Source organism: Sphingomonas sp. GM_Shp_1, assembly GCF_026540895.1.
In the GTDB taxonomy this organism is placed as follows: Bacteria; Pseudomonadota; Alphaproteobacteria; order Sphingomonadales; family Sphingomonadaceae; genus Sphingomonas.
The window spans coordinates 1-22,635 of the sequence record NZ_JALNUR010000006.1 but is presented as its reverse complement, the minus strand read 5'-3'; the positions used below and the strand labels follow the sequence as shown (position 1 = coordinate 22,635).

The window sequence follows — 22,635 nt, the reverse complement described above, 5'->3', positions numbered from 1 at the left end:
GCCGGGGAGGATCGCGCTTGCCGGATCGGCATGGCGTCGCGATAACGCCCGGCGACGCGCCGGGACCGATCCGGCGGATATGGGTCTGGAGTGGTATGAATGCACAAATGGGTGCTGGGTCTGGCGCTGGCGTCGGTGGGGGCGTCGATCACATCGGGAATGGGGGCACCGGCCATGGCCGCTGAGCCTGAAAAGCAGGGCGAACTGACGCTGAAGCGCGTCTTCGGCAGCCCGGACCTGTCGGGGTCGCAGCCGCGCGGTCTTCGCCTGTCGCCCGACGGCACGCTCCTGACCTCGCTGCGCCCGCGCGCCGATGAGCGTGAGCGGCTGGACCTGTGGGCGCGCGACACCCGCACCGGCGAAGAGCGGATGCTGGTCGATTCGAAGAAGGTCGGCTCGGGCGCCGAACTGTCCGAGGCGGAGAAGATGCAGCGCGAGCGCGCGCGGATCAGCGGGTCGAAGGGCATCGTCGCCTATGACTGGGCGCCCGACGGCAAGTCGATCCTGGTGCCGCTGGACGGCGACCTCTATCTCGCCGGGCTGGACGGGCAGGTCCGCCGCCTGACCAACACGCCGGGCGGCGAGCTGAACCCGATCGTCAGCCCCAAGGGCGGTTTCGTCAGCTTCGTGCGCGACCAGAATCTCTGGTCCATGCCACTGGGCGGCGGCGAGGCGCGTCCGCTGACCAAGGAGGGCGGCGGCACCATCCATTTCGGCGAGGCGGAGTTCGTCGCGCAGGAGGAAATGCACCGCTTCACCGGATACTGGTGGAGCCCCGACGAACGTTATATCGCGGTCGAGCGCTTCGACGAGGCGCCGGTCAAGGTCGCGGTCCGCGCGGCGATCGGCGCGGCGGGGACCAAGGTCTATGAACAGCGCTATCCGGCGGCGGGCACGCCCAATGCGCTGGTCGACCTCTACGTCATGAAGGCGGACGGATCGAGCCGGGTGAAGGTCGATCTCGGCACCAACCCGGATATCTATCTGGCGCGCGTCGACTGGACGCCGGACGGCTCGGCGATGCTGGTCCAGCGCCAGAGCCGCGACCAGAAGACGCTCGACATGCTGCGCGTCGATCCCAAGACCGGCCAGTCGACCCTCCTCTTCACCGAACGTTCGGGCGACCGGAGCTGGCTGAACCTGTCCGACGCCTATCGCCCGCTGAAGGACGGAAGTCTCATCTGGCGGTCGGAGCGGGACGGCTATGGCCATCTCTATCACTTCGCAAACGGTCAGTGGGCGCAACTGACCAAGGGGGCCTGGGTCGTCACCAATCTGGTCGGCGTGGATGAGGCCAAGGGCCGCCTGTACTTCACCGGCCTGAAGGACGATGTGCTCGAACAGCATCTCTATGCCGTCGACATCGCGCATCCCAATGTCATCACCCGCCTGACCGAGCGCGGCTATACCAACAGCGCGTCGATGGATTCGTCGGCCAGCCGCTTCATCGTCTCGCGCTCCAGCCCGACCCAGCCGACCCAGGTCTATCTGGCCGACACGACCGGCAAGCGGCTGAGCTGGATCAACGAGAACGCCATTGTCGCGGGGCATCCCTATGCGCCCTATCTCGCCAGCCACCGCGAAACCAAGTTCGGCACGATCAAGGCCGATGACGGCACGACCCTCTATTGGGAAATGATCACGCCGAAGCTGGAGCCGGGCAAGCGCTACCCCGTCTTCTTCCAGCATTATGGCGGTCCCGGCACGGGCCAGCAGGTCACGCGCGGCTGGCAGGGCGCTTTGCCGCAATATCTGGTCGATCAGGGGTGGATATTCTTCCAGATCGACAATCGCGGCTCTTATAATCGCGGCAAGGCGTTCGAGGACGCCATCTATCACGCGATGGGCACGGTCGAGGTCGCCGACCAGCTGGCGGGCGCGAATTACCTGAAGAACCTGCCCTTCGTCGATGCGGGCCGGATCGCGACCTATGGCTGGTCGTACGGCGGCTATATGTCGATCAAGATGCTTCAGAAGACGCCGGGCGTCTATGCGGCGGCGGTGTCGGGCGCGCCCGTCACCGACTGGCAGCTCTACGATACCCATTATACCGAGCGCTATCTGGGCGATCCGCGTACCGACGCGCAAAGCTATGCGACGTCGCAAGCCATCACAGAGGCGGCGAAGATCCGCGATCCGTTGATGCTGATCCACGGCATGGCGGACGATAACGTCTTCCTGGACAATGCGACCGCCTTCGCGGCCGAGATGCAGAAGACCGACACGCCGTTCGAGATGATGCTCTACCCCGGCCAGACCCACCGCGTCGGCGGGCCGGGCGTGTCGGAGCATCTGTGGCATACGATCCTGAACTTCCTGGACCGCACGGTGAAGGACAAGCCGGCGAAGAAGTGATCCCAATCCTCCCCGGCACGGGGAGGGGGACCATGCGCAGCATGGTGGAGGGGGGCGTGCCACGAAGGTCGACCTAAGCGGCACGCCCCCTCCGTCAGCGCTGGCGCGCTGCCACCTCCCCGTAACGGGGAGGATCTAGGGGCCTTCACATGGCATTCCTGAAGACCTTCCACCTCTGGCCGTTCCTCGACACACTGGTCAGCTATCTGACCGCCTTCATCCTCGGCACCGTGATCGGCGCGGAGCGACAGTACCGCCAACGCACGGCGGGCCTGCGCACCAACGCGCTGGTCGCGATCGGCGCGGCGGCGTTCGTCGATCTGGGCCAGCGGCTGGGCGGCGATGTCGAGTCGATCCGCATCATCGCCTATGTCGTCTCCGGCATCGGCTTCCTGGGCGCGGGCGTCATCATGAAGGAGGGGATGAACGTTCGCGGGCTGAACACCGCGGCGACCCTCTGGTGCTCGGCGGCGGTGGGCTCGATCGCGGGCAGCGACATGGTGGCGGAGGCGGTGCTGCTGACCGTCGTGGTCCTGCTCGCCAATACCGCGCTGCGCCCGCTGGTCGATGCGATCAACCGTATCCCGGTCGAGGGGCGGCATGTCGAGGCGACCTATTCGGTCAGCCTGACCACCGACGCCGCGCAGGCCGGGCCGGTCGGCGATCTGCTGGTCGAGCATCTGGAGGGGGCCGGGCTCCCGGTGGCCGAACTGGATACCCAGGAACTGGGTGAGGACCAGGTGACCGTCACCGCCACCCTGACCAGCACCATCGTCGAGGCGGGAGAACTCGACCGCATCACCGACCACTTCCAGTCCGTCCACGGCATCGCCCATGCCACCTGGGCGGCGAGCACGCATGACTGACGCTTTATCCGTCGCCCCAGCGAAGGCTGGGGCCTTTCGCCGTATAGGCTGACCGATGTCGGGCTGGGTCTATATCATGACCAACAAGCCGGACGGCGTGCTCTATATCGGCGTCACCGCGCATCTCGCCGCCCGCACTCATCAGCACCGCACCGACAAGGGTGCGGAATTCTGTCGCCGCTATGGCTTGCACCGGCTGGTCTATGCCGAGGAGCACGAGCGTATTGACGATGCCATCGCCCGAGAGAAAGCGATGAAGGCATGGAAGCGGGAATGGAAAATACGGCTGATCGAAAGCATCAAACCCTGAATGGGATGATCTCTTCGACCGATTGGCATGAGGCGGGAGGCCCCAGCCTTCGCTGGAGCGACATAAGCTCCGTCGCCCCAGCGAAGGCTGGGGCCTTGCTGAGGGGGACGCCAACCTCCGCTTGCCCAGCACAAATGCGCACTTTTCGCAAAGTTGGTGGACGTATCCGCGCAATGTCGCTACCGGCTCACGCTTCCGAGTGGAGGATTGAATGGGTTATCGCGTGGTGGTCGCCGGTGCTTCGGGCAATGTCGGCCGGGAAATGCTCAACATTCTGGCGGAGCGGGAATTCCCGATCGACGAGATCGCGGTCGTCGCGTCCTCGCGCAGCCAGGGCGACCAGATCGAATTTGGTGAGACCGGCAAGAAACTCACCATCAAGAATATCGAGCATTTCGATCCCACCGGCTGGGACATCGCGCTGTTCGCCATCGGCAGCGACGCGACCAAAATCTATGCGCCGAAGTTCGCCGCCGCCGGCTGCATCGTGATCGACAATTCGTCGCTCTACCGCATGGACCCGGACGTGCCGCTGATCGTGCCGGAGGTGAACCCGGACGCCATCGACGGCTATACGGCCAAGAACATCATCGCCAACCCCAATTGCTCGACCGCGCAGATGGTCGTGGCGCTGAAGCCGCTGCACGACAAGGCGACGATCAAGCGCGTCGTCGTCGCGACCTATCAGTCGGTGTCGGGCGCGGGCAAGGCGGGCATGGACGAACTGTTCGAGCAGAGCCGCAACATCTTCGTCGGTGATCCGGCCGAGCCGAAGAAGTTCACCAAGCAGATCGCCTTCAACGTGATCCCGCACATCGACAGCTTCCTGGACGACGGCTCGACCAAGGAAGAGTGGAAGATGGTGGCCGAGACCAAGAAGATTCTCGATCCCAAGGTGAAGGTCACTGCCACCTGCGTCCGCGTGCCGGTGTTCGTCGGCCATTCCGAGGCGCTGAACATCGAGTTCGAGGACGAGATTTCGGCCGAGGAAGCCCAGGACATCCTGCGCGAGGCGCCTGGCGTCATGCTGGTCGACAAGCGTGAGGACGGCGGATACGTCACGCCCGTCGAATGCGTCGGCGATTTCGCGACCTTCGTCAGCCGCGTGCGCGAGGACTCGACGGTCGATAACGGCCTGTCGCTGTGGTGCGTGTCGGATAACCTGCGCAAGGGTGCGGCGCTGAACGCGGTGCAGATCGCCGAACTGCTCGGCCGCCGCCACCTGAAGAAGGGCTGACGTAAAACTCCTCCCCGGCGACGGGGAGGGGGACCATGCGCAGCATGGTGGAGGGGGCTCTCCGCAAGGAATGCCCTATGAGGAAGCCCCCCTCCGTCAGCGCTCGCGCGCTGCCACCTCCCCGTGCCGGGGAGGATATACTCACCGCCCCATGTAAAGCCCCGGCCGGTGCCAGGCGAAGAGGATCAGGCTGATCGCCGCCGCGCTGATCGCCGACCATATCATCTGCACTCCCGATACGACCGGGATGGCCATCGCCAGGATGAAGACGTCCAGCGCGACCTGGGTCATGCCCATATTCCATCCGCGCTTGCGATAGAGCCAGATGGTGATCACGCCGGTCCCGCCGACCCCGGCCTGATGCCGGGCCAGCGCCAAGATGCCCATGCCGATCACCGTGCCCCCGACCAGCGCGGCGAAGGCCGGATGGACGCTGTCGACATGCACCGAGACGCGGGTGATCGCCGAGGCCGCGCCGATCCCGATATTGACCAGCACCGTCTTCACCGCGAACCGCGCGCCCATCACCTTGTGCGCGAACAGGAAGAAGGGGATGTTGACCAGCGTGAACAACACGCCGGCCGGCAGCGGGATCAGATAGGACAGCAGCAGCGCGACGCCCGCGATCCCGCCGGTCACCAGCCCCGCCGCCTTCAGGAACACCAGTCCCACGATCAACAGCGTGACGCCGATGAAGATCGCATAGGCATCCTCGAGCAGGCTGTGCGGGCGCCCGATCGGGCTGGGGGGAAGGGTGTCGGCGGGGGAAGCGTTGGCTGCGGTCATCGAGGGTCCGGTTATGGGTCCGGCATCCGCTCCCGATCATCCTGCTTCTCGTGGCAGGCCCATGCCTTATCGCAAAGCACCGCCGCCGCCAATCGGGCTATCGGATGATCAGCCAACCGATCCCGACGATCACCGCCAGCGCATAAAGCCCGCCCTGCGCACGCAGCAGATAGCTGGCCCCCAACACGCCGGTCGCCGCCAGCGCACAGGCCGCGACCCGGTCGGCGGCGATCCATTCCAGCACGATCAGCGCACCCGCCAGATTGGCGGCGGCGTTGATCGCGATCCAGAGATAGGAAGGCAGCACCCCGATCGATCCCCAGATCGGCAGCTTGATCGTCGCGAAGCCCCGCATCGTGCCGGGAAACAGATCGGCGGCGAGATGAAAGCCGACCCCGAAGCCCAGCCCCGCCGCGACGCCCCAGGTGCGGATGTCGAACAGCGCGACATAGAAGGGCAGGATGCTGTGGATCAGCGCACTGCGATGCTGAAGCTGCAACGGCGTATCCAGATCGGGCAGCTTGGTCCCCGCCGCGGTCGCGACGGCGACGGTCGCAATCAGGACCCAGGGCCCGCTCCCCCCGGCAAAGGCCAGGACGACTGCGACCAACAGGAAAAGCGAGGCTGCCATTCATGGCGGCTAGCCGTTTGTACCCCTTTTGTCCATGCACGCGACTCGTGGATTTCTGCGGAAAATTCATGGAATCCCATGGGTCTTGAGGCGTCCTTGTAAGGAGTGCTGTAAAGTCTGGAACGGCGCGTCCAGGGGATGACGGCCTTTGCCGGGCAGGTACAATTTTTTGAGGGTGGCGGGGACCCCAGGCGAGGCATAGTCGGGTCCCATGACCATGCGGGCGAAACAGGGCATCGGGGCACTGACCGAGAAGGAGAAACAGACGCTGCGTCTGATCGTCCGAGGCCATGACGCCAAGTCGATCGCTCAAAGCCTCGACTTGTCGGTCCACACCATCAACGAGCGGCTGCGCGACGCCCGGCGCAAATTATCGGTATCGAGCAGCCGCGAGGCCGCGCGCCTGTTGCTCGACGCGGAGGGCGGATTGCCGGTCGTGGCCACCCCCGAAAATGCCGGGGACATGAGGATCGGGGACGACGCGCCTCTCGAGACGGCGGATCAGGGACGCGCGCCGCTCGACGGCGTCGGGCCCGGCAAAGGCCGCACCCGGACCCTTATCGGAGCGATGCTCATGACCCTTGCCCTCAGCCTGCTGGCCCTTGGCGGCCTGACCCATATGATCGCCGCGCCGCCCCAAACGGCACCGACTCCCGTTTTGACCCCCGCTCGCGATCCGGCGGTGGTCGACGCCGCGCAGCGTTTCCTGCAACTGATCGACGAGGGGAAATGGGCCGAGAGCTACCGCGCGACCAATGCCGCCTTCCGCAAGCTCAACACCGAGAAGGTCTGGGCTGCGACCTCCAAAAAGGTACGAACGCCGCTGGGGAAGGTCGTGTCGCGGACCTTCGTCAGCCAGGACGACATCCCGGCCCCGCCCGCCGGCTATCGGATGGTGCGGTTCAACACGCGCTTCGATAACGCGGCGGAGGTGGTCGAGACGGTGACGCTGGAGCGGGAGAATGGCGGTTGGCGGGTCGCGGGGATTTACGTCGGATAGGGGGCGAGTTCGGAATGCCCTGAATTCCTCCCCCTCCTTCGTCCCTCTCCCCTGGACAGGGGAGAGGGTTAGCGGAGCTTGCCAGCTTGCTGGCTAGCGCAGCTTGGGTGAGGGGTTGAGCGAGCCACAGGCTCGCGCGCGCTCCGCGCGCTCACCCCTCACCCAGCTCCGACTAAGCCTTTGCTCGCGCAAAGACCAAGTCTGCGCAACCCTCTCCCCTCTATGAGGGGCGAGGGAAAAGAAGGGCCCCCAATGTACCGATCAAGACGTGCACATCCCGCCCGATCCGATTAGGGGGCTGGCGTACCGCTTGCCCATCGGAGACCTGAGCCTTGGCCGACACCGCCCCCGAAACCCGCTTCTTCGACAGCTTCGACGGAACGCCGATCGCGTGGCGCGAAATGGGGGAGGGGCGGCCTGTGGTGCTGATCCACGGCTATTTCTCCGACGCCTATACCAACTGGATCCGCTACGGCCATGCCGCCGCCATCGCGGCCAAGGGCTACCGGGTCATCATGCCCGATCTTCGGGCGCATGGGGAAAGTGGCAAGCCGCACGACCCCGCCGCCTATCCGAAGGACGCGCTGACCCGCGACGGTCATGCGCTGGTCGAGCATCTGGGGCTGACCGACTATGATCTGGGCGGCTATTCGCTCGGCGCGCGGACGGTCAGCCGGATGCTCGCGACGGGCGCGGCGCCGGGCAAGGCGATCTTCGCAGGGATGGGGCTGGAGGGGCTGCTTCACACCGACCGGCGGGTCGATCACTTCACCAATATCCTCACCCGCCTGGGCGAGCATGAGCGCGGCACGCCGGAATGGATGGCGGAGGCGTTCCTGAAGACCACTGGAGGCGATCCGGTGGCGCTGCTCCATATCCTCCAGACCTTTGCCGATACGTCCTTGTCGGCCATCCAAGCCTTCGATCTGCCCACGCTGGTCGTGGCGGGCGTCGACGATTTCGACAATGGTGCGGCGGTCGATCTGGCTGAGGCGCTGCCGCGTGGCCGCTATGTCGAGATTCCCGGCAACCATATGAGTTCGGTGACGAAACCGGAGCTGGGTACGGCGATCGCACAGTTCCTGAGCGCTTGACGGCGGCGGGCAAAGCCGCGCAACTGCACGCCATCCGCCCCGTTTCGAGGGCGAGCCATGATCTTTGGGGGATAGCATGATCCGTTCCGCCGTTTCCGGCACCGTGCTGGCGTTCCTGCTGGCCGGGACCGCCCAGGCGCAGACCGCCGCGTCGACACCGCAGGCCGCGCAGGGCCCGGCGACGCCCGCCGCCGCCGATGCCTTCGTCGCCGAAGCCGAGAAGACGCTGGCCGAAAAGTCGGTGGGTGCGCAGCAGATCGCCTGGGTCAACGCGACCTATATCACCGACGACACCGATGCGCTGGCCGCCGCCTCGGGTGCGGAGATGACCGATCTGGCCGTCCGCTATGGCCTGGGCGCGGCGCGCTATCAGGCGGTGCCGGGTCTGTCCTATGATACCAAGCGCAAGCTGGATCTGCTGCGTGGCGGCATCACCTTGCCCGCGCCGACCACGCCGGGTGCGGCGGCGCAGCTCTCCACCCTGACGACCCGCATGTCCTCTTCCTATGGCAAGGGCAAGGGCGTGCTGAACGGCCAGCCGATCAACGGATCGGATATCGAGGCCGCGATGGGCAGCGAGCGCGATCCCGCCAAGCTGAAGGAGATGTGGGTCAGCTGGCACGACAATGTCGGCGCCCCGATGCGCGCCGATTATGCGCAGATGACCACGCTCGCCAACCAGGGCGCCAAGGAACTGGGCTATGCCGATGCCGGTTCGCTGTGGCGCTCGGGCTACGACATGTCGCCGGAGCAGTTCGCGCAGCTGACCGACAAGATCTGGGGCGAGGTGGAGCCGCTGTACAAGGCGCTGCACACCTATGTCCGCTGGAAGCTGAACGAGAAGTATGGCGACGCGGTGCAGGGCAAGACCGGCCCGATCCGTGCCGACCTGCTCGGCAATATGTGGGCGCAGGAATGGGGCAATATCTATGACCTCGTCGCCCCCAAGGGCGCGGGCGATGTCGGCTACGACACCGGCGAACTGCTGAAGGCCAAGGGCTATGACCCGATCAAGATGGTCAAGGCGGGCGAGGGCTTCTACTCGTCGCTGGGCTTCGCGCCGCTGCCGCAGAGTTTCTGGCAGCGGTCGCAGATCGTGAAGCCCGCCGACCGCGAAGTGATCTGCCACGCCTCGGCCTGGGACGTCGACAATTTGGACGACATCCGGATCAAGATGTGCACCAAGGTCAATGCCGACGATTTCGTGACCATCCATCACGAGCTGGGCCATAATTATTATCAGCGCGCCTATAAGACCCAGCCCTTCCTATACAAGAACGGGGCGAATGACGGTTTCCATGAGGCGATCGGCGACACCGTCGCCCTGTCGATCACGCCCGATTACCTCGTGAAGATCGGCCTGCTCGATCCGGCCCGCGTGCCGAGCGCCGACAAGGATATCGGCCTGTTGCTGCGCCAGGCGATGGACAAGGTCGCGTTCCTGCCCTTCGGCCTGCTGATCGACAAATGGCGCTGGGGCGTGTTCTCTGGGCAGATCCCGGCGGGCCAGTATCAGGCGGGCTGGGACGCGCTGCGGCTGAAGTATCAGGGCGTGGTGCCTCCGGTCGCGCGCGACGAAACCAAGTTCGATCCGGGTGCCAAATATCATATCCCGGCGGGCGTGCCCTATGCGCGCTATTTCCTGGCGCGGGTGCTTCAGTTCCAGTTCTACAAGGCGGCGTGCCAGCAGTCGGGATGGAAGGGGCCGCTCCACCGTTGCTCCTTCTATGGCAACAAGGCGGTCGGCGAGAAGCTGAACGCGATGCTGGCGATGGGGCAATCCAAGCCCTGGCCCGACGCGCTTCAGGTTTTCACCGGTAGCCGCGAGATGTCGGGCAAGGCGCTGGTCGAATATTTCGCGCCGTTGAAGGCGTGGCTGGATCAGCAGAACAAGGGCAAGCCGCAGGGTTGGTGATCTTGCATGTGGAGGGTGCGGGGTACGTCTTGGGCTTTGCCCGCTCCTCCGCCACGCGCTGATGCGAGCGGTCCCCCCATCGGGGATGACGAGGTCGGACTCATTCCTCCCCAAGCTGCGCTTGGGGAGGGGGACCGCCGCGAAGCGGTGGTGGAGGGGCAGGGTCGCGAGCGGTGACACCCCTCCGTCAGTCCTGCGGACTGCCACCTCCCCTTGCAGGGGAGGAAGATTGGTTCTTCCCGTCCGTTCAGCCTGAGCGAAGTCGAAAGCCGAGAGATATCACACCCGTCATCCCAGCGAAGGCTGGGATCTTGGGCAGCGAAATCCTGCAATCGAGAAAGGCCCCAGCCTGCGCTGGGGCGACGGTCTTCCGAACTTACCCGTGGCCTTCGACTTCGCTCAGGCTGAACGGACCGGAGGAAATCAACTGCTTTCTTCGCCGTCCGGATCCCCATCCCGCTTCGCCGTACTCCCCTTCAGCGACAACAACGCCGCCGTCAGCCCGGCCGCCGCCGCCAGGCTCCCCAGGATTGACGCGACGCCCCATTTGCCTCCGACCCGGTCCAGCCCGTGCTTGCCCAGAACCGGAGCAGGCGCGGCGGTGATCGCGGCGGGTTTGCGCGGAGGGGCCTTGCGCGGCGCGGTGCGCTTGGTTGAGCGGGGCTTGGGCGGGGCCTTGGGCTTGGTCGCAGGCTTTGGCGCTTCGGGAGCGGCGCCTTCCGCCTCGTCGGCAACCGGGGGCGGGACCGGTTCTTCGGTCGCGACGTCCGCCTTGGGTGCGGGGCGCTTGCGCGGGGCGGGGGCACCCGCCGTCTTGGGCGCGGCGCGGCGGCGGGGCGGGCGTGGCTTTTTCGGGTCGGTGGTGTCGACCATGTCAAAATCCCCCAACTGGTTGCCAATAGCTTCGGTTCGTCACCGTAACGCTTCGCTCCGCCCCCGGTTGCCGATCAGCGGAAGGGCGGCTCGTTGAACGCGCGCAGCTTGCGGCTGTGCAGCTTGTTGCCCTCGCGTCGAAGCTGTTCGCAGGCCTCGATACCGATCCGCATATGCTCGCTGATCGCGCGCTCGTAGAAGCGGTTGGCCTGGCCCGGCAGCTTGAGTTCGCCGTGCAGCGGCTTGTCCGAGACACAGAGCAACGTTCCATAGGGCACGCGGAAACGATAGCCCTGCGCCGCGATCGTCGCCGACTCCATGTCGATGCCGACCGCGCGGCTGAGCGAGAAGCGTAGCGCCGACTTGGAATAGCGCAATTCCCAGTTGCGGTCGTCGGTGGTGACGATCGTGCCGGTGCGCAGGCGCCGCTTCAGCTCGTCGCCCGACTGGCCGGAAACGATCTCCGCCGCCTTGGCCAGCGCGACCTGAACCTCGGCGATGGCGGGCACCGGGATTTCGGGGGGCAGCACATCGTCCAGCACATGGTCGTCGCGCAAATAGGCATGGGCGAGCACATAGTCGCCGATCCGCTGGCTGGGGCGCAGGCCACCGCAATGGCCGATCATCAGCCATGCCTCGGGTCGCATGACGGCCAGGTGATCGCAGATCGTCTTGGCGTTGGACGGGCCGACGCCGATATTGACGAGTGTTATGCCGGTGCCGTCCTTGGCGACCAGGTGATAGGCGGGCATCTGGTGCCGCCGCCACGCACTGTCGGTGACGATCTTGTCGACATCCTCCGGCCGCTCGATCACCACGCCGCCCGCGCCCGACAGTGCGGTGAAGCGCGAACCCTCGCCCAGTTGCGACGCGCCCCAGCGGACGAATTCATCGACATAGCGGTGATAGTTGGTGAACAGTACGAAGCGCTGGCAATGCTCGGGCGGGGTGCCGGTATAGTGACGCAGCCGGGCCAGCGAGAAATCGGTGCGCAACCCGTCGAACAGCGCCAGCGGACGATTGCCGTCGGCGGTCATCCACAGACCGTCGGCGATCTCGTCGCCGATATGCGCCAGTTCGGTCGCGGGGAAGAAGCGCGCCAGCTCGGCCGCCGACACCGTGTCGAGGCTCAGCGCATGGCCGGGGTCGAGGACATAGGGAAAGGGGATTTCCTGCCGTCCCGGCACCGCCTGGACCTCGACATCGTAATCCTCGATCAACAGGGTCAGCTGTTCGACCAGATATTCCTTGAACAGCGCGGGCTTGGTCACGCTGATCCGGTAGTCGCCGGGCGACACGAGGCGACCGAAGGAGCGCATCGGCGCGGGGCGCCCGCCGACGCCGCGATAGATCAGGCGGATTTCGGGATAGGCGAAGCAGCCATGCGCGCGGTCTTCCAGCGTCGGCACGGTGCCGTCGCCCAGATAGGCGGTCAGCGCCTCCTTCAAACGATTGACGGAGGCGGTATAAAGGCGGTCGAGTTCCTCGACGATCTGTAGGGCTTGAGTCATCGCCCGGAGCTTAGCCGTGTCACCGGTTCTGGCAAGCGGACTACGTTTTTATGACGCGGATCGGTAGCCGCAGAACCTCCGTTCAGGCTGAACGGAGCGGCGGAATTGGGTTATGGCGGCTATCCGCGATTTCTCCCCAAGCCAGGCTTGGGGAGGGGGACCATCCGCAGGATGGTGAAGGGGCGGGGCGCTTTCGTCAAAGCGCCCCGCACGTCACGCGCCCTGCGACGAATTCTCGTCTTCGGACGTACCGCGCAGCTTTGCCGCGCCGAACGCCGCGCCCGCCACTGCCGCAGCGACACCGGCCGCGATCCCGGCGGCGGCGTAAGGATGTTCCTTCACCGTGTCGCCCGCGGCCTTGGCCGCACCCTGCGCCTTTTCCGCAAAGCTCTTCGACGGAGCCTGCTTCTCGGGGGGGACATAGGTGGTCATGACCAAGGTTCCTCTCGTTATGCTGGTCGGTAGATGGTGGAAAAACGCCTGACCGAGCCGCACTGTTCCGCCTCCGATCCGACCGGGCATGCGGTTCGCCGGATCAGAGGGCCGACAGCAGATGCTCGGCGGAGCTGACCTTGAATTCGCCCGGCGCCTCGACGAACAACTGCTCGACCACGCCGTCATCGACCAGCATGGTGTAGCGCTGGCTGCGCGTGCCCATGCCGAATTTCGATCCGTCCATCGTCAGGCCGACCGCCTTGGCGAAGTCGGCATTGCCGTCCGCCAGCATGGTGATCGCGCCCGCCGAATTGACCTGGCCCCAGGCCTTCATGACGAACACGTCGTTGACCGAGGTGCAGACGATCTCGTCCACCCCCTTGGCCTTCAGCGCGTCCGCCTGGGCGATGAAGCCGGGCAGGTGTTGGGCCGAGCAGGTCGGGGTGAAGGCCCCCGGCACGGCGAACAGCGCGACGCGCTTGCCCGCGAAGAAATCGGTGGTGGTCACCTGTTCGGGGCCCTCGGGCGTCACCTTGACCAGCGTGGTGGTGGGGAGGCGGTCTCCGACCTTGATCGTCATCATCCTGATCCTAAGGGCAATCGGCCCGGCACCGCGCCGGGCGTTGGTCCGGCGTACATGCCCGAAGCTCTGAGCATTTCAAGCTATGGCGAGGCGAAGCGACGATCCCTATAGTCGGGTGGTGCATCAACTGACCTATCTTTCCGGCCAATTCCTGCTCGCCATGCCGGGCATGGCCGATCGCCGTTTCGACCATGCCGTCATCGCCATGTGCGCCCATGACGAAGGGGGCGCGCTGGGCATCGGGCTGGGCACCACGATCGAGGGGCTCGGCTTTCACGCGCTGCTCGACCAGTTCGACATACCCCATGGCGACGTGCCCGACGCGCCGGTCCATCTCGGTGGCCCCGTCGAGCCCCGGCGCGGCTTCGTCCTGCACTCCCATGATTGGGAGGGGCAGGACAGCGTCGATGTCGGCGGCAAATGGATGCTGTCCAGCACGGTCGACGTGCTGCGTGCCATTGCCGAGGGGCGCGGACCCGCCCGCTGGGTGGTCGCGCTGGGCTATGCCGGATGGGATGCGGGCCAGTTGGAGGAGGAACTGCGCGAGCCCGGCTGCTGGTTCAATGTCGGGGGCGAACTCGACATCCTCTATGACGTACCGGCGGAAGGCCGGTGGCGGGCGGCGTTCGGCGTGGCGGGCGTCGATCCGCGTCAACTCGTTATGGGCGGGGGCACCGCCTGACGCCCGTGGGGGGCGACAGCAAGCTGCTGCCCATTCACACTGAAGCATATAAAGATATCTTTATATTTGATCCCGGGGGCGATCGCCGCTAAGGCGGGCGCCGTGCCGATCGGCGTGCCTATGCGTCTTGGTCGGCTCCATTTTGCACGGAGTTTCGTCGTGTCCACGACTGCCGCCACCAAGAACGATTATGTCATCAAGGACATCAGCCTCGCTGATTTCGGCCGTGCCGAGATCAAGATCGCCGAGACTGAGATGCCCGGCCTGATGGCCCTGCGTCAGGAATTCGGCGCGTCGCAGCCCCTGAAGGGCGCGCGCATCACCGGTTCGCTGCACATGACGATCCAGACCGCCGTGCTGATCGAGACGCTGACCGCGCTCGGCGCCGATGTCCGCTGGGCGACCTGCAATATCTATTCGACCCAGGACCATGCCGCCGCCGCGATCGCCGCCGCCGGCATTCCCGTCTTCGCCGTGAAGGGCGAGACGCTGGCCGAATATTGGGATTATGTCGGCGACATTTTCGACTGGGATAAGAATGGTGACGGCACGACTGCCAATATCATCCTGGACGATGGCGGCGACGCGACCATGTTCGCGCTGTGGGGCGCCAAGCTGGAAGCCGGTCAGACCTTCGGCGAGCCGGAGAATGAAGAGGAAGTCGAGTTCCAGCGTTCGGTCAAGGCCTTCATCGCCAAGAAGCCGGGCTATCTGACCCAGACCGTCCAGAACCTGAAGGGCGTGTCGGAAGAGACCACGACCGGCGTTCACCGCCTGTACGAGATCGCGAAGAAGGGCGAACTGCCTTTCCCGGCGATCAACGTCAACGACTCGGTGACGAAGTCGAAGTTCGACAACCTCTATGGCTGCAAGGAATCGCTGGTCGACGCGATCCGTCGCGCCACCGACGTGATGCTGGCGGGCAAGGTCGCCGCGGTCGCCGGTTTCGGCGACGTGGGCAAGGGCTCGGCCCAGTCGCTCCGCAACGGCGGTGCGCGCGTGCTCGTGACCGAGATCGACCCGATCTGCGCGCTGCAGGCGGCGATGGAGGGCTTCGAGGTCGTGACGATGGATGAGGCCGTCAAGCGCGCCGACATCTTCGTGACCGCGACCGGCAATGCCGACGTCATCACCGCCGATCACATGAAGGCGATGAAGCCCATGTCGATCGTCTGCAACATCGGCCACTTCGACAGCGAGATCCAGATCGCCGCCCTGTCGAACTACAAGTGGACCGAAGTGAAGCCCGGCACCGACCTGGTCGAGTTCCCCGACGGCAAGCAGATCATCGTGCTGGCCAAGGGCCGCCTGGTGAATCTGGGCTGCGCGACCGGCCACCCCAGCTTCGTGATGTCGGCCTCGTTCACCAACCAGACGCTCGCCCAGATCGAGCTGTGGACCAAGGGTGAGAACTACAAGAACGAAGTGTATGTTCTGCCCAAGCACCTGGACGAGAAGGTCGCCGCGCTTCACCTCGAAAAGCTGGGCGTCCAGCTGTCGAAGCTGTCGGAGAAGCAGGCCGCTTATATCGGCGTGCCGGTCGAAGGTCCGTTCAAGCCGGATCACTATCGCTATTGATGCGACCATCGGGTTTCGACCCGACGGCAACGGAAAAGGGGGGCGTCCGAAAGGGCGTCCCCCTTTTTCTTGGGCGGGTGCCGTTCCGCCGCTGTTCGATGTGGCGCAGCGCGTGCCGATCGGGCTAGAGATGCGGGAATGCAGCTTTCTGGCCCGGACCTTATCGGATGATCGCGATCGATAGCGTCGAGGCCGCGCTGTTGGGGGCGGGGGCGTGCGGATTGATCCTGATCGGCATGGTCCTGTTGTTCCTGGGGATTCGCGCGCGGGCCGAGGCGTCGGCGGTGCGGGTGGAGCGCGACCGGCTCGACGCGCTGCTGCGCGCGGGACCGGCCCAGGCGATGCTGATGCGCAGCGACGGGCGGATCGAAATGCCCCGGCGGCTGGCCGACTGGCTGGGCCTGCCGGACGTCGCGCGCTTCCTGGAAGAGCTGACATCGGGCGATACGGGATTGGCGGTCGATGACGCCGCGCTCCTCGCCGCCGATCTGAACGCCGCGCAGAAGACCGGTCGCCGCTTTCGCCGCATCTTTCGCCCGCAGGGGTCGGAACGGACCCTGTTGTTCGACGGTGCGCGCGCGCCCGGCGATCAAGGGGCGGCGGGCGCGGTCGTCATCTGGGTCTTCGACATGACCGAGACGCAGGACGAGATCGTTCGGCTGGATGCCGAGGCCAAGCGGCTGGGCGATGCGTTTCAGGCGCTGACCGGGCTGATCGAGGCGGCCCCTTTGCCCATGTGGTATCGTGGGGCCGATCTGCGCCTCGCCATGGTCAACACCGCCTATGTCGAGGCGGTCGAGGGTCGCGACGCCGCCGATGTCGTCGGGCGTGGGCTGGAACTGGTCGAGGGGTCGGGACGCGGCGGTCCGCTGGCGGGGGCGGCGGCGGCACGCGACCAGGGGCGGCCGCATGAGCAGGTGCTGCCTGCGACGATCGACGGGGCCCGGCGCGCATTGCGCATCTTCGACGTGCCGCTGCCGACCGGTGGCATTGCGGGCTTCGCGGTCGATATCGAGGATCTGGAACAGTCGCGCGCCGGGGCCAAGCGCTTCGCCGAAGCACAGCGCGCGATGCTCGACCGGTTGTCGGCGGCGGTCGCCCATTTCGGACCGGACCGCGGCCTCGTCTTCTGCAACCAGCCCTTCCGCCGCATGTTCGCGATGAAGGCCGAGTGGCTGGCCGATCATCCCGAGTTCGACCGTATCCTGGAGCGGATGCGCGAGGCCAATCGCAGCCCCGAGGTTCGCGACTTCCCCGGCTGGAAGGCCGAGCGGGTCGGCTGGTTCCGCCAGGCGAGCGGCGGGATCGAGGAACAATGGCATCTGCCCGGCGGCACGCATCTGCGCGTCGTGGCGCAGCCGCTGCCCGATGGCGGCCTGTTGCTGATCTTCGAGGATCGGACCGAGGAGGTGCAACTCGCCTCCGCGCGCGACACGCTGCTGCGCGTGCGGACCGCGACCTTCGACAATCTGTTCGAGGCGTTGGGCGTCTTCGCCGCCGATGGCCGGTTGCAGCTTTGGAACAACCGCTTCCGCGCGCTATGGGGGCTGGAGGAGGATTTCCTGACCAGCCATCCGCGCGTCGATGCTTTTGCCGACCGCGTCGCCGAACGCCTCGCGACGCCGAGCCGGTCCGGGCTGATCGTCGATCTGGTTCGGTCCGCGACGATCGAGCGGCAGCAGCGCGGCGGGCGCGTCGCCTTTGCCGATGGCCGTCATTTCGAATTCGCGGGCGTGCCGCTGCCCGACGGCAATGCGTTGTTCACGCTGCTGGACATCACCGATAGCCGGCGGGCCGAGCAAGCGCTGCGCGACCGCGCCGATGCGCTGGAGGCGGCGGACAAGGTGAAGACCGCCTTCGTCGCCAATATGAGCTACGAATTGCGCACCCCGCTGACCTCGATCAGCGGTTTCGCCGAGATGCTGCATGGCGGGTTCGCGGGGCCCCTGCCGGAAACGGCAACGAGCTATGTCGAGGCGATACTGGAATCGACCGAGCGCTTGGGCCTGCTGGTCGATGACGTGCTCGACCTGACCCGGGATCAGGTGGATGCGGAGATCGCGCGCGAGGATGTCGAACTCGCCCGCGTCGCGCGGGCGGCGGCGGATACGATCCGGCCGATCGCCGGGCGGCGCAAGCTGGACTTCGCGGTCGAGATACAGCGCTCGCTGGGCCGCATCACCGGTGACCGCCGCCGCTTGCAGGAGACGATCGAGCATCTGCTGCGCCATGCGGTCGAACAGACGCCGGAGGGTGGGCGCATCCTGCTCCACGCGGACGGCGATTCGGCGCGGGCGCGGATCGTGGTGTCGGACGACGGGCAGGGGATGGACGAACAGTCCGTCGCCCGCGCCTTCGACCGTTTCGCTGAGCCGGGGATCAAGGCGACGGGCGAGCGCGCGCTCGGCCTCGGCCTGCCGCTCGCCAAGCAGTTCGTCGAGGCGCATGGCGGCACTATCGCCTTGCTGTCGGAGCCGGGCGAGGGGACGCTGGTGACGGTCGAACTGCCGCGGCGGGTGATCGAGAAGGACAAGCCATGACGATCCACCTGGCCGATGCCGCCGCCACCGAGGATTTCGGACGGCGGCTGGCGGCGCATCTCCGCCCCGGTGACGTGGTGACGCTGACCGGCACATTGGGCGCGGGCAAGACCAGCCTCGCGCGCGGTCTGCTCGCCGCGCTCGGCCTGCCCGGAGAGGCGCCGAGCCCCAGCTTCGCCATCGTCCAGCCCTATGCCCCGCCGGAAACCGTGATCCCGGTGCTGCATGTCGATCTCTACCGGCTCGACGGGCCGGAGCAGATGGAGGAACTGGGCCTGGACGAGGCCTTGTGGGATTCCGCGCTGATCGTCGAATGGCCCGACCGGGCGGGCGAGGGGGCGTGGCCGCAGGCGCTGGCCCTGACACTGGAAATGGATGCGGGCGGCGGACGTGTCTTGACAGCGAAGGTGCCCTCGGGCTGGGAAAGCCGATGGCCGATATGACCCCTCCGGCGGATGCCGCCGCCTTTCTGACGACGCTGGGATGGGAGGGGGCGGTGATCGCCCCGCTCGCCGGTGATGCCTCGTTCCGCCGCTATTTCCGCGTGACGCTGGAGGGGCGCAGCGCCGTGTTGATGGATGCGCCGCCCCCGCAGGAGGACCCGCGCCCCTTCATCGCGCTCGCGCGCTGGCTGGTCGGGCGGGGGTTCGCCGCGCCCGCCATTCTCGGCGCGGATGAGGTGCGCGGCCTCGTCCTGATCGAGGATTTCGGCGACGACCGGATGCGCGAGGCGATTGAGGCCGATCCCGAGGCGACGGTGAAGCTCTACAGCGACGCGGTCGATCTGCTCGCTCGGTTGCGCGGCCATGCGCCCGAGGGGCTGGCCCCCTATGACGCCGCCGTCCTCCACCGCGAGGCGGGGCTGTTTACGCAGTGGTATTGCCCGGCGGTCGGTCTGGACGTCGATGTCGAGGGCTATCGCGCCGCCTGGGAGCGGGTGTTCGCGCACGCCATCGCCGACAGCCCGGTGACCGTGCTGCGCGACTATCATGTCGAAAATCTGATGCTGGTTGGGCCGCTGCGCACGCTGGGCCTGCTCGACTTTCAGGACGCGCTGGCGGGCCATGCCTCCTATGACCTCGTTTCGCTGTTGCAGGACGCACGGCGCGATGTGGAGCCGTCGATCGAACAGGCGATGCTGGCGCGCTATCTGGCCGAGACGGGCGAGGGCGATGCGTTCCTAGATGCCTATCATGTGCTGGGCGCACAGCGGAACGCCAAGATCCTGGGCATCTTCACCCGGCTATGGAAGCGGGACGGCAAGCCGCGTTATGCGGGGCTGTGCCCGCGCGTCTGGTCCTATCTGGAACGTGACCTGTCGCAGCCGGTGCTCGCGCCCGTCGCGGCCTGGTTCGACGACAATGTCCCGCCCGAATTGCGCGGCGATCCGCAACGCCTGGCAGGCCAAGGAAGCGACCGATGACCCGGCAACTCTCGCTCCGTCCCATGCCCTCCGGCCAGGTGCCGCGCACCGCGATGGTGATGGCGGCGGGCATCGGCAAGCGGATGCGCCCGCTGACCGCCACGCGCCCCAAGCCGCTGGTGTCGGTAGCGGGCAAGCCGTTGATCGACCATGTCTTCGACCGGCTGGTCGCGGCGGGGGTCGAGCGGGCGGTGGTCAATGTCCATTATCTGGCCGACCAGCTCGAAGCGCATCTGAAGGATCGTTTTCCGGGCATCGAGATCCTGATCTCGGACGAACGAGCGGAATTGCTCGAAACCGGGGGCGGGCTGGTCAAGGCGCGTCCCTTGCTGGGCGACGAACCCATATTGGTGGTCAACAGCGACAATCTGTGGATCGACGGGCCGGTCGATGCGATCCGCCTGCTCGCCTCGCGCTGGGACGACGAGACGATGGATGCGCTGTTGCTGATGGTGCCGCTCGCGCGGGCGCATAACCATCAGGGGCGGGGAGACTTCTATCTGGGGGCCGATGGGCGGATCACCGCGCGGCGCGCGCCCAACCGGGTCGCGCCCTTTTCCTATACCGGGCTTCAGATCCTGCATCCGCGCCTGCTCGCCGATGCGCCGGAGGGGCCCTTTTCGACCAATATCTTCTGGAACCGCGCGATCGAGGCCGGACGCGCTTATGGCCAGGTGCATCAGGGCCTGTGGTTCGATGTCGGTACGCCGCGCGCCATTCCGCAGACGGAGCTGATCCTCGCGGATGGCTGAGCCGCGCCGCCCCCGGCTGCACACCATCCCCGCCCATCGCGGTTTCGCCGACGCGCTGGTCGCCGGACTGATGCGGCGGACCGGCGGCGATCCGCTGACGCTGGCGCAGGGGATGATCCTGCTGCCGACCAATCGCGGCGTCCGTGCGGTGACCGAGGCGTTCGTGCGCGCGAGCGGCGGCGGCCTGATCCTGCCGCGCATGGTGGCGCTGGGCGATCCCGAACTGGGCGAGGCGGCGGGCTCGGCGCTCGACCCCGCCGATGCGGAGGCGCCGCCGCCGCCCGCCATCTCGCCCTCGGCCAGACGCATGATCCTGGCCCGGCTGGTCGAGCAGGAGCGCGCCCGGGCGGGACAGCCGGTGACGGCGGCGGAGGCGGTGCGGCTGGCGGGCGATCTGGCCCGCACATTGGACCAGATGCTGGTCGAAGAGGTTGATCCGGCGGAATTGGCCGCGCTCGATCTGGGCCCCGAACTGACCGAGCATTGGCAGTCGGCGCTGGCGACCTTCTCGGTCGTGCTCGACCGTTGGCCCGCCGTGTTGGAACGGATGGGGCGGATCGACGCGGCCCGGCGGCGGACCCTGCTGCTCGACCGTACCGCCGAGCGCTGGGCCGAGGCGCAGCCCGCCGGCTTCGTCTGCGCGGCGGGCGTCACCGACACCGCACCCGCCGTCGCGCGGCTGCTACGTTGCGTGTCGGAAATGCCGGGCGGATCGGTGGTGTTCGCCGGGCTGGACCTGACCATGCCCGACGAGGAATGGGATGCGCTGGGCCCGCACAAGCCCGATCCCGAGACCGGGCGCACCCGCCGGTCGATCGAGACGCATCCGCAATTCGCGCTGAAGCTGCTGCTCGACCGGATGAGCGTCGCGCGCGGCGAGGTGACGGTGTGGCGCGGCGGCGGCGATTATGACGCCGGGGCCGCGCGCGGGCGCGCCATCGCCAATGCCATGGCGCCGGCCGACTTCACCGGCAAATGGACCGACCTGCCTGCGGACGACCGGCGCTTGTCGGGGGTGTCCACCATCGAACTCGCCACCCCCGCCGAAGAGGCGCAGGCGATCGCGCTGGCCCTGCGCGAGGCCATCGAGGAGCCGGGCCGTACCGCCGCGCTGGTCACCCCCGACCGCGCGCTGGCGCGGCGGGTGGCGGCGCATTGTCGGCGCTGGAACATCCTGATCGATGATACGGCGGGGCGGCCCCTGTCGATCCTGTTGCCCGGCACCTTCCTGCTCCAACTGGCCGAGGCGGCGGCGCAGCATTTCGCGCCGCTGCCGCTGCTGGCGTTGCTCAAGCATCCGCTGATCCATGGGAATATGGAGCGGGTCGAGTGGCTGGACGGCGTCCGCGCGCTCGATCGCGCCCTTCGGGGACCGCGGCCCGCGCCTGGGTTGGAGGGCATCGCCGCGCATGTTGCCGACAAGCCGACCGCCGCCGCCTTCTGGGTCAAGGCCGCGCCGATGCTGGAGGCGGTGGGGCGGACCTTCGGCGATGGGCCGCAGAGCTTGCGCAGCTTGCTCGCCTGTCTGCGCGAATGCGGGCAGACCTTATGCGGCGATGCGCTGTGGACGGGGCTGCAGGGACGCGCAGCGGCGGAGTTCCTTGCGGGCTATGAGGAACAGGCCGATCACGGCCCGGCCCGCGTCGATCCCGCCGAACTGCCGGGCCTGTTGCGCAGCCTGTTCGACGAGATCGCCGTGCGCGCCATTCCGCGCGAGGGGCAGTATCCCCGCCTCGCCATTTACGGGCCGATCGAGGCGCGTCTCCAGACCGCCGATCTGATGATCGCGGGGGGGCTGAACGAAGGCGTCTGGCCGGGGCGGCCCGCACCCGACCCCTGGCTGGCACCGCGTATCCGCTCGCTGCTGGGGCTGGTCGGGCTGGAGCAGCGGATCGGGATCGCCGCGCATGACCTCGCGCAGGCGATGGGGGCGCCGCGCGCGATCCTGACCCGCGCGCGGCGCGATGCGAGCGGACCGACCCTGGCGTCGCGCTTCTGGCTGCGGCTCCAGGCGATGGCGGGCGACCGGTTCGAGGCACATCCGAACCTCGCACGCTGGGCCGA

Annotated in this window: 18 protein-coding genes and 2 pseudogenes; 14 read left to right on the top strand and 6 right to left on the bottom strand. The window is 66.9% G+C overall.

The annotated features are described in order from the left end of the window. The first annotated feature begins 99 nt into the window (after window positions 1-99). The 4 genes and pseudogenes from OXQ33_RS05065 to OXQ33_RS05050 all read left to right on the top strand — a co-directional run bounded on the left by OXQ33_RS05065 (window position 100) and on the right by OXQ33_RS05050 (window position 4,768). Window positions 100-2,355 (top strand): DPP IV N-terminal domain-containing protein, encoded by a 2,256-nt coding sequence (locus tag OXQ33_RS05065; protein ID WP_267433608.1) that lies wholly within the window; start codon window positions 100-102, stop codon window positions 2,353-2,355. Between the two features lie 149 nt (window positions 2,356-2,504). Next, entirely contained in the window at window positions 2,505-3,221 is a 717-nt protein-coding gene (locus tag OXQ33_RS05060; RefSeq protein WP_267433607.1) for an MgtC/SapB family protein, read from the top strand. Between the two features lie 55 nt (window positions 3,222-3,276). Continuing rightward, window positions 3,277-3,562: pseudogene (locus OXQ33_RS05055) on the top strand (GIY-YIG nuclease family protein). Window positions 3,563-3,742: 180 nt separating this feature from the next. Further along, the gene (locus OXQ33_RS05050) at window positions 3,743-4,768 is read left to right on the top strand and encodes an aspartate-semialdehyde dehydrogenase (RefSeq protein ID WP_267433606.1); all 1,026 of its coding nucleotides are present in this window, start codon (window positions 3,743-3,745) and stop codon (window positions 4,766-4,768) included. Window positions 4,769-4,909: 141 nt separating this feature from the next. On the opposite strand, the gene OXQ33_RS05045 is transcribed toward OXQ33_RS05050, so the two are convergent. Next, window positions 4,910-5,554, bottom strand: coding sequence for a YitT family protein (locus OXQ33_RS05045; RefSeq protein WP_267433605.1), 645 nt, complete (start codon window positions 5,552-5,554; stop codon window positions 4,910-4,912). 97 nt (window positions 5,555-5,651) lie between these two features. Continuing rightward, the gene (locus OXQ33_RS05040; protein WP_267433604.1) at window positions 5,652-6,185 is read right to left on the bottom strand and encodes a hypothetical protein; all 534 of its coding nucleotides are present in this window, start codon (window positions 6,183-6,185) and stop codon (window positions 5,652-5,654) included. Between the two features lie 211 nt (window positions 6,186-6,396). On the opposite strand from OXQ33_RS05040, the gene OXQ33_RS05035 reads away from it, so the two are divergent. From OXQ33_RS05035 to OXQ33_RS05025, 3 genes are all read left to right on the top strand, one after another. Next, window positions 6,397-7,185 carry a DUF4019 domain-containing protein gene (locus OXQ33_RS05035; protein ID WP_267433603.1) on the top strand — a complete coding sequence of 263 codons (789 nt, stop codon included), beginning with the start codon at window positions 6,397-6,399 and terminating at the stop codon, window positions 7,183-7,185. A 332-nt stretch (window positions 7,186-7,517) separates the two neighbouring features. Then, window positions 7,518-8,279, top strand: a complete 762-nt coding sequence (locus OXQ33_RS05030) for an alpha/beta fold hydrolase (RefSeq protein ID WP_267433602.1) — start codon at window positions 7,518-7,520, stop codon at window positions 8,277-8,279. Window positions 8,280-8,355: 76 nt separating this feature from the next. Further along, window positions 8,356-10,194, top strand: a complete 1,839-nt coding sequence (locus tag OXQ33_RS05025; protein ID WP_267433601.1) for a M2 family metallopeptidase — start codon at window positions 8,356-8,358, stop codon at window positions 10,192-10,194. 423 nt (window positions 10,195-10,617) lie between these two features. On the opposite strand, the gene OXQ33_RS05020 is transcribed toward OXQ33_RS05025, so the two are convergent. The 4 genes and pseudogenes from OXQ33_RS05020 to OXQ33_RS05005 form a co-directional block, all read right to left on the bottom strand. Then, window positions 10,618-11,067: a hypothetical protein gene (locus tag OXQ33_RS05020; protein ID WP_267433600.1), complete on the bottom strand. Its 450-nt coding sequence runs from the start codon at window positions 11,065-11,067 to the stop codon at window positions 10,618-10,620. Between the two features lie 74 nt (window positions 11,068-11,141). Next, a pseudogene (locus tag OXQ33_RS05015) lies at window positions 11,142-12,581 on the bottom strand (AMP nucleosidase); the annotation flags it as partial. A 210-nt stretch (window positions 12,582-12,791) separates the two neighbouring features. After that, window positions 12,792-13,010 carry a hypothetical protein gene (locus tag OXQ33_RS05010; protein ID WP_267433599.1) on the bottom strand — a complete coding sequence of 73 codons (219 nt, stop codon included), beginning with the start codon at window positions 13,008-13,010 and terminating at the stop codon, window positions 12,792-12,794. A gap of 103 nt (window positions 13,011-13,113) precedes the next feature. Then, on the bottom strand, window positions 13,114-13,593 hold the full coding sequence (locus tag OXQ33_RS05005; protein ID WP_267433700.1) for a peroxiredoxin: 480 nt from the start codon (window positions 13,591-13,593) through the stop codon (window positions 13,114-13,116). 85 nt (window positions 13,594-13,678) lie between these two features. Between OXQ33_RS05005 and OXQ33_RS05000 the strand changes: the two genes are divergently transcribed. From OXQ33_RS05000 to OXQ33_RS04970, 7 genes are all read left to right on the top strand, one after another. After that, on the top strand, window positions 13,679-14,278 hold the full coding sequence (locus OXQ33_RS05000; protein ID WP_267433598.1) for a YqgE/AlgH family protein: 600 nt from the start codon (window positions 13,679-13,681) through the stop codon (window positions 14,276-14,278). Between the two features lie 159 nt (window positions 14,279-14,437). Continuing rightward, window positions 14,438-15,856: an adenosylhomocysteinase gene (gene ahcY, locus OXQ33_RS04995; protein ID WP_267433597.1), complete on the top strand. Its 1,419-nt coding sequence runs from the start codon at window positions 14,438-14,440 to the stop codon at window positions 15,854-15,856. A gap of 167 nt (window positions 15,857-16,023) precedes the next feature. Continuing rightward, window positions 16,024-18,396 (top strand): PAS domain-containing sensor histidine kinase, encoded by a 2,373-nt coding sequence (locus OXQ33_RS04990; RefSeq protein ID WP_267433596.1) that lies wholly within the window; start codon window positions 16,024-16,026, stop codon window positions 18,394-18,396. Beyond that, a complete protein-coding gene (gene tsaE / locus OXQ33_RS04985) occupies window positions 18,393-18,839 on the top strand; it encodes a tRNA (adenosine(37)-N6)-threonylcarbamoyltransferase complex ATPase subunit type 1 TsaE (RefSeq protein WP_267433595.1) in 447 nt (148 codons plus the stop codon). Before OXQ33_RS04990 ends, tsaE begins: the two co-directional genes overlap by 4 nt. Beyond that, window positions 18,836-19,819, top strand: a complete 984-nt coding sequence (locus tag OXQ33_RS04980; RefSeq protein WP_267433699.1) for a phosphotransferase — start codon at window positions 18,836-18,838, stop codon at window positions 19,817-19,819. Before tsaE ends, OXQ33_RS04980 begins: the two co-directional genes overlap by 4 nt. Beyond that, window positions 19,816-20,571 carry a nucleotidyltransferase family protein gene (locus tag OXQ33_RS04975; RefSeq protein ID WP_267433594.1) on the top strand — a complete coding sequence of 252 codons (756 nt, stop codon included), beginning with the start codon at window positions 19,816-19,818 and terminating at the stop codon, window positions 20,569-20,571. Before OXQ33_RS04980 ends, OXQ33_RS04975 begins: the two co-directional genes overlap by 4 nt. Further along, a partial coding sequence (locus tag OXQ33_RS04970) for a double-strand break repair protein AddB (RefSeq protein WP_267433593.1) occupies window positions 20,564-22,635 on the top strand: 2,072 nt, incomplete at its 3' end. The genes OXQ33_RS04975 and OXQ33_RS04970, both read left to right, overlap by 8 nt.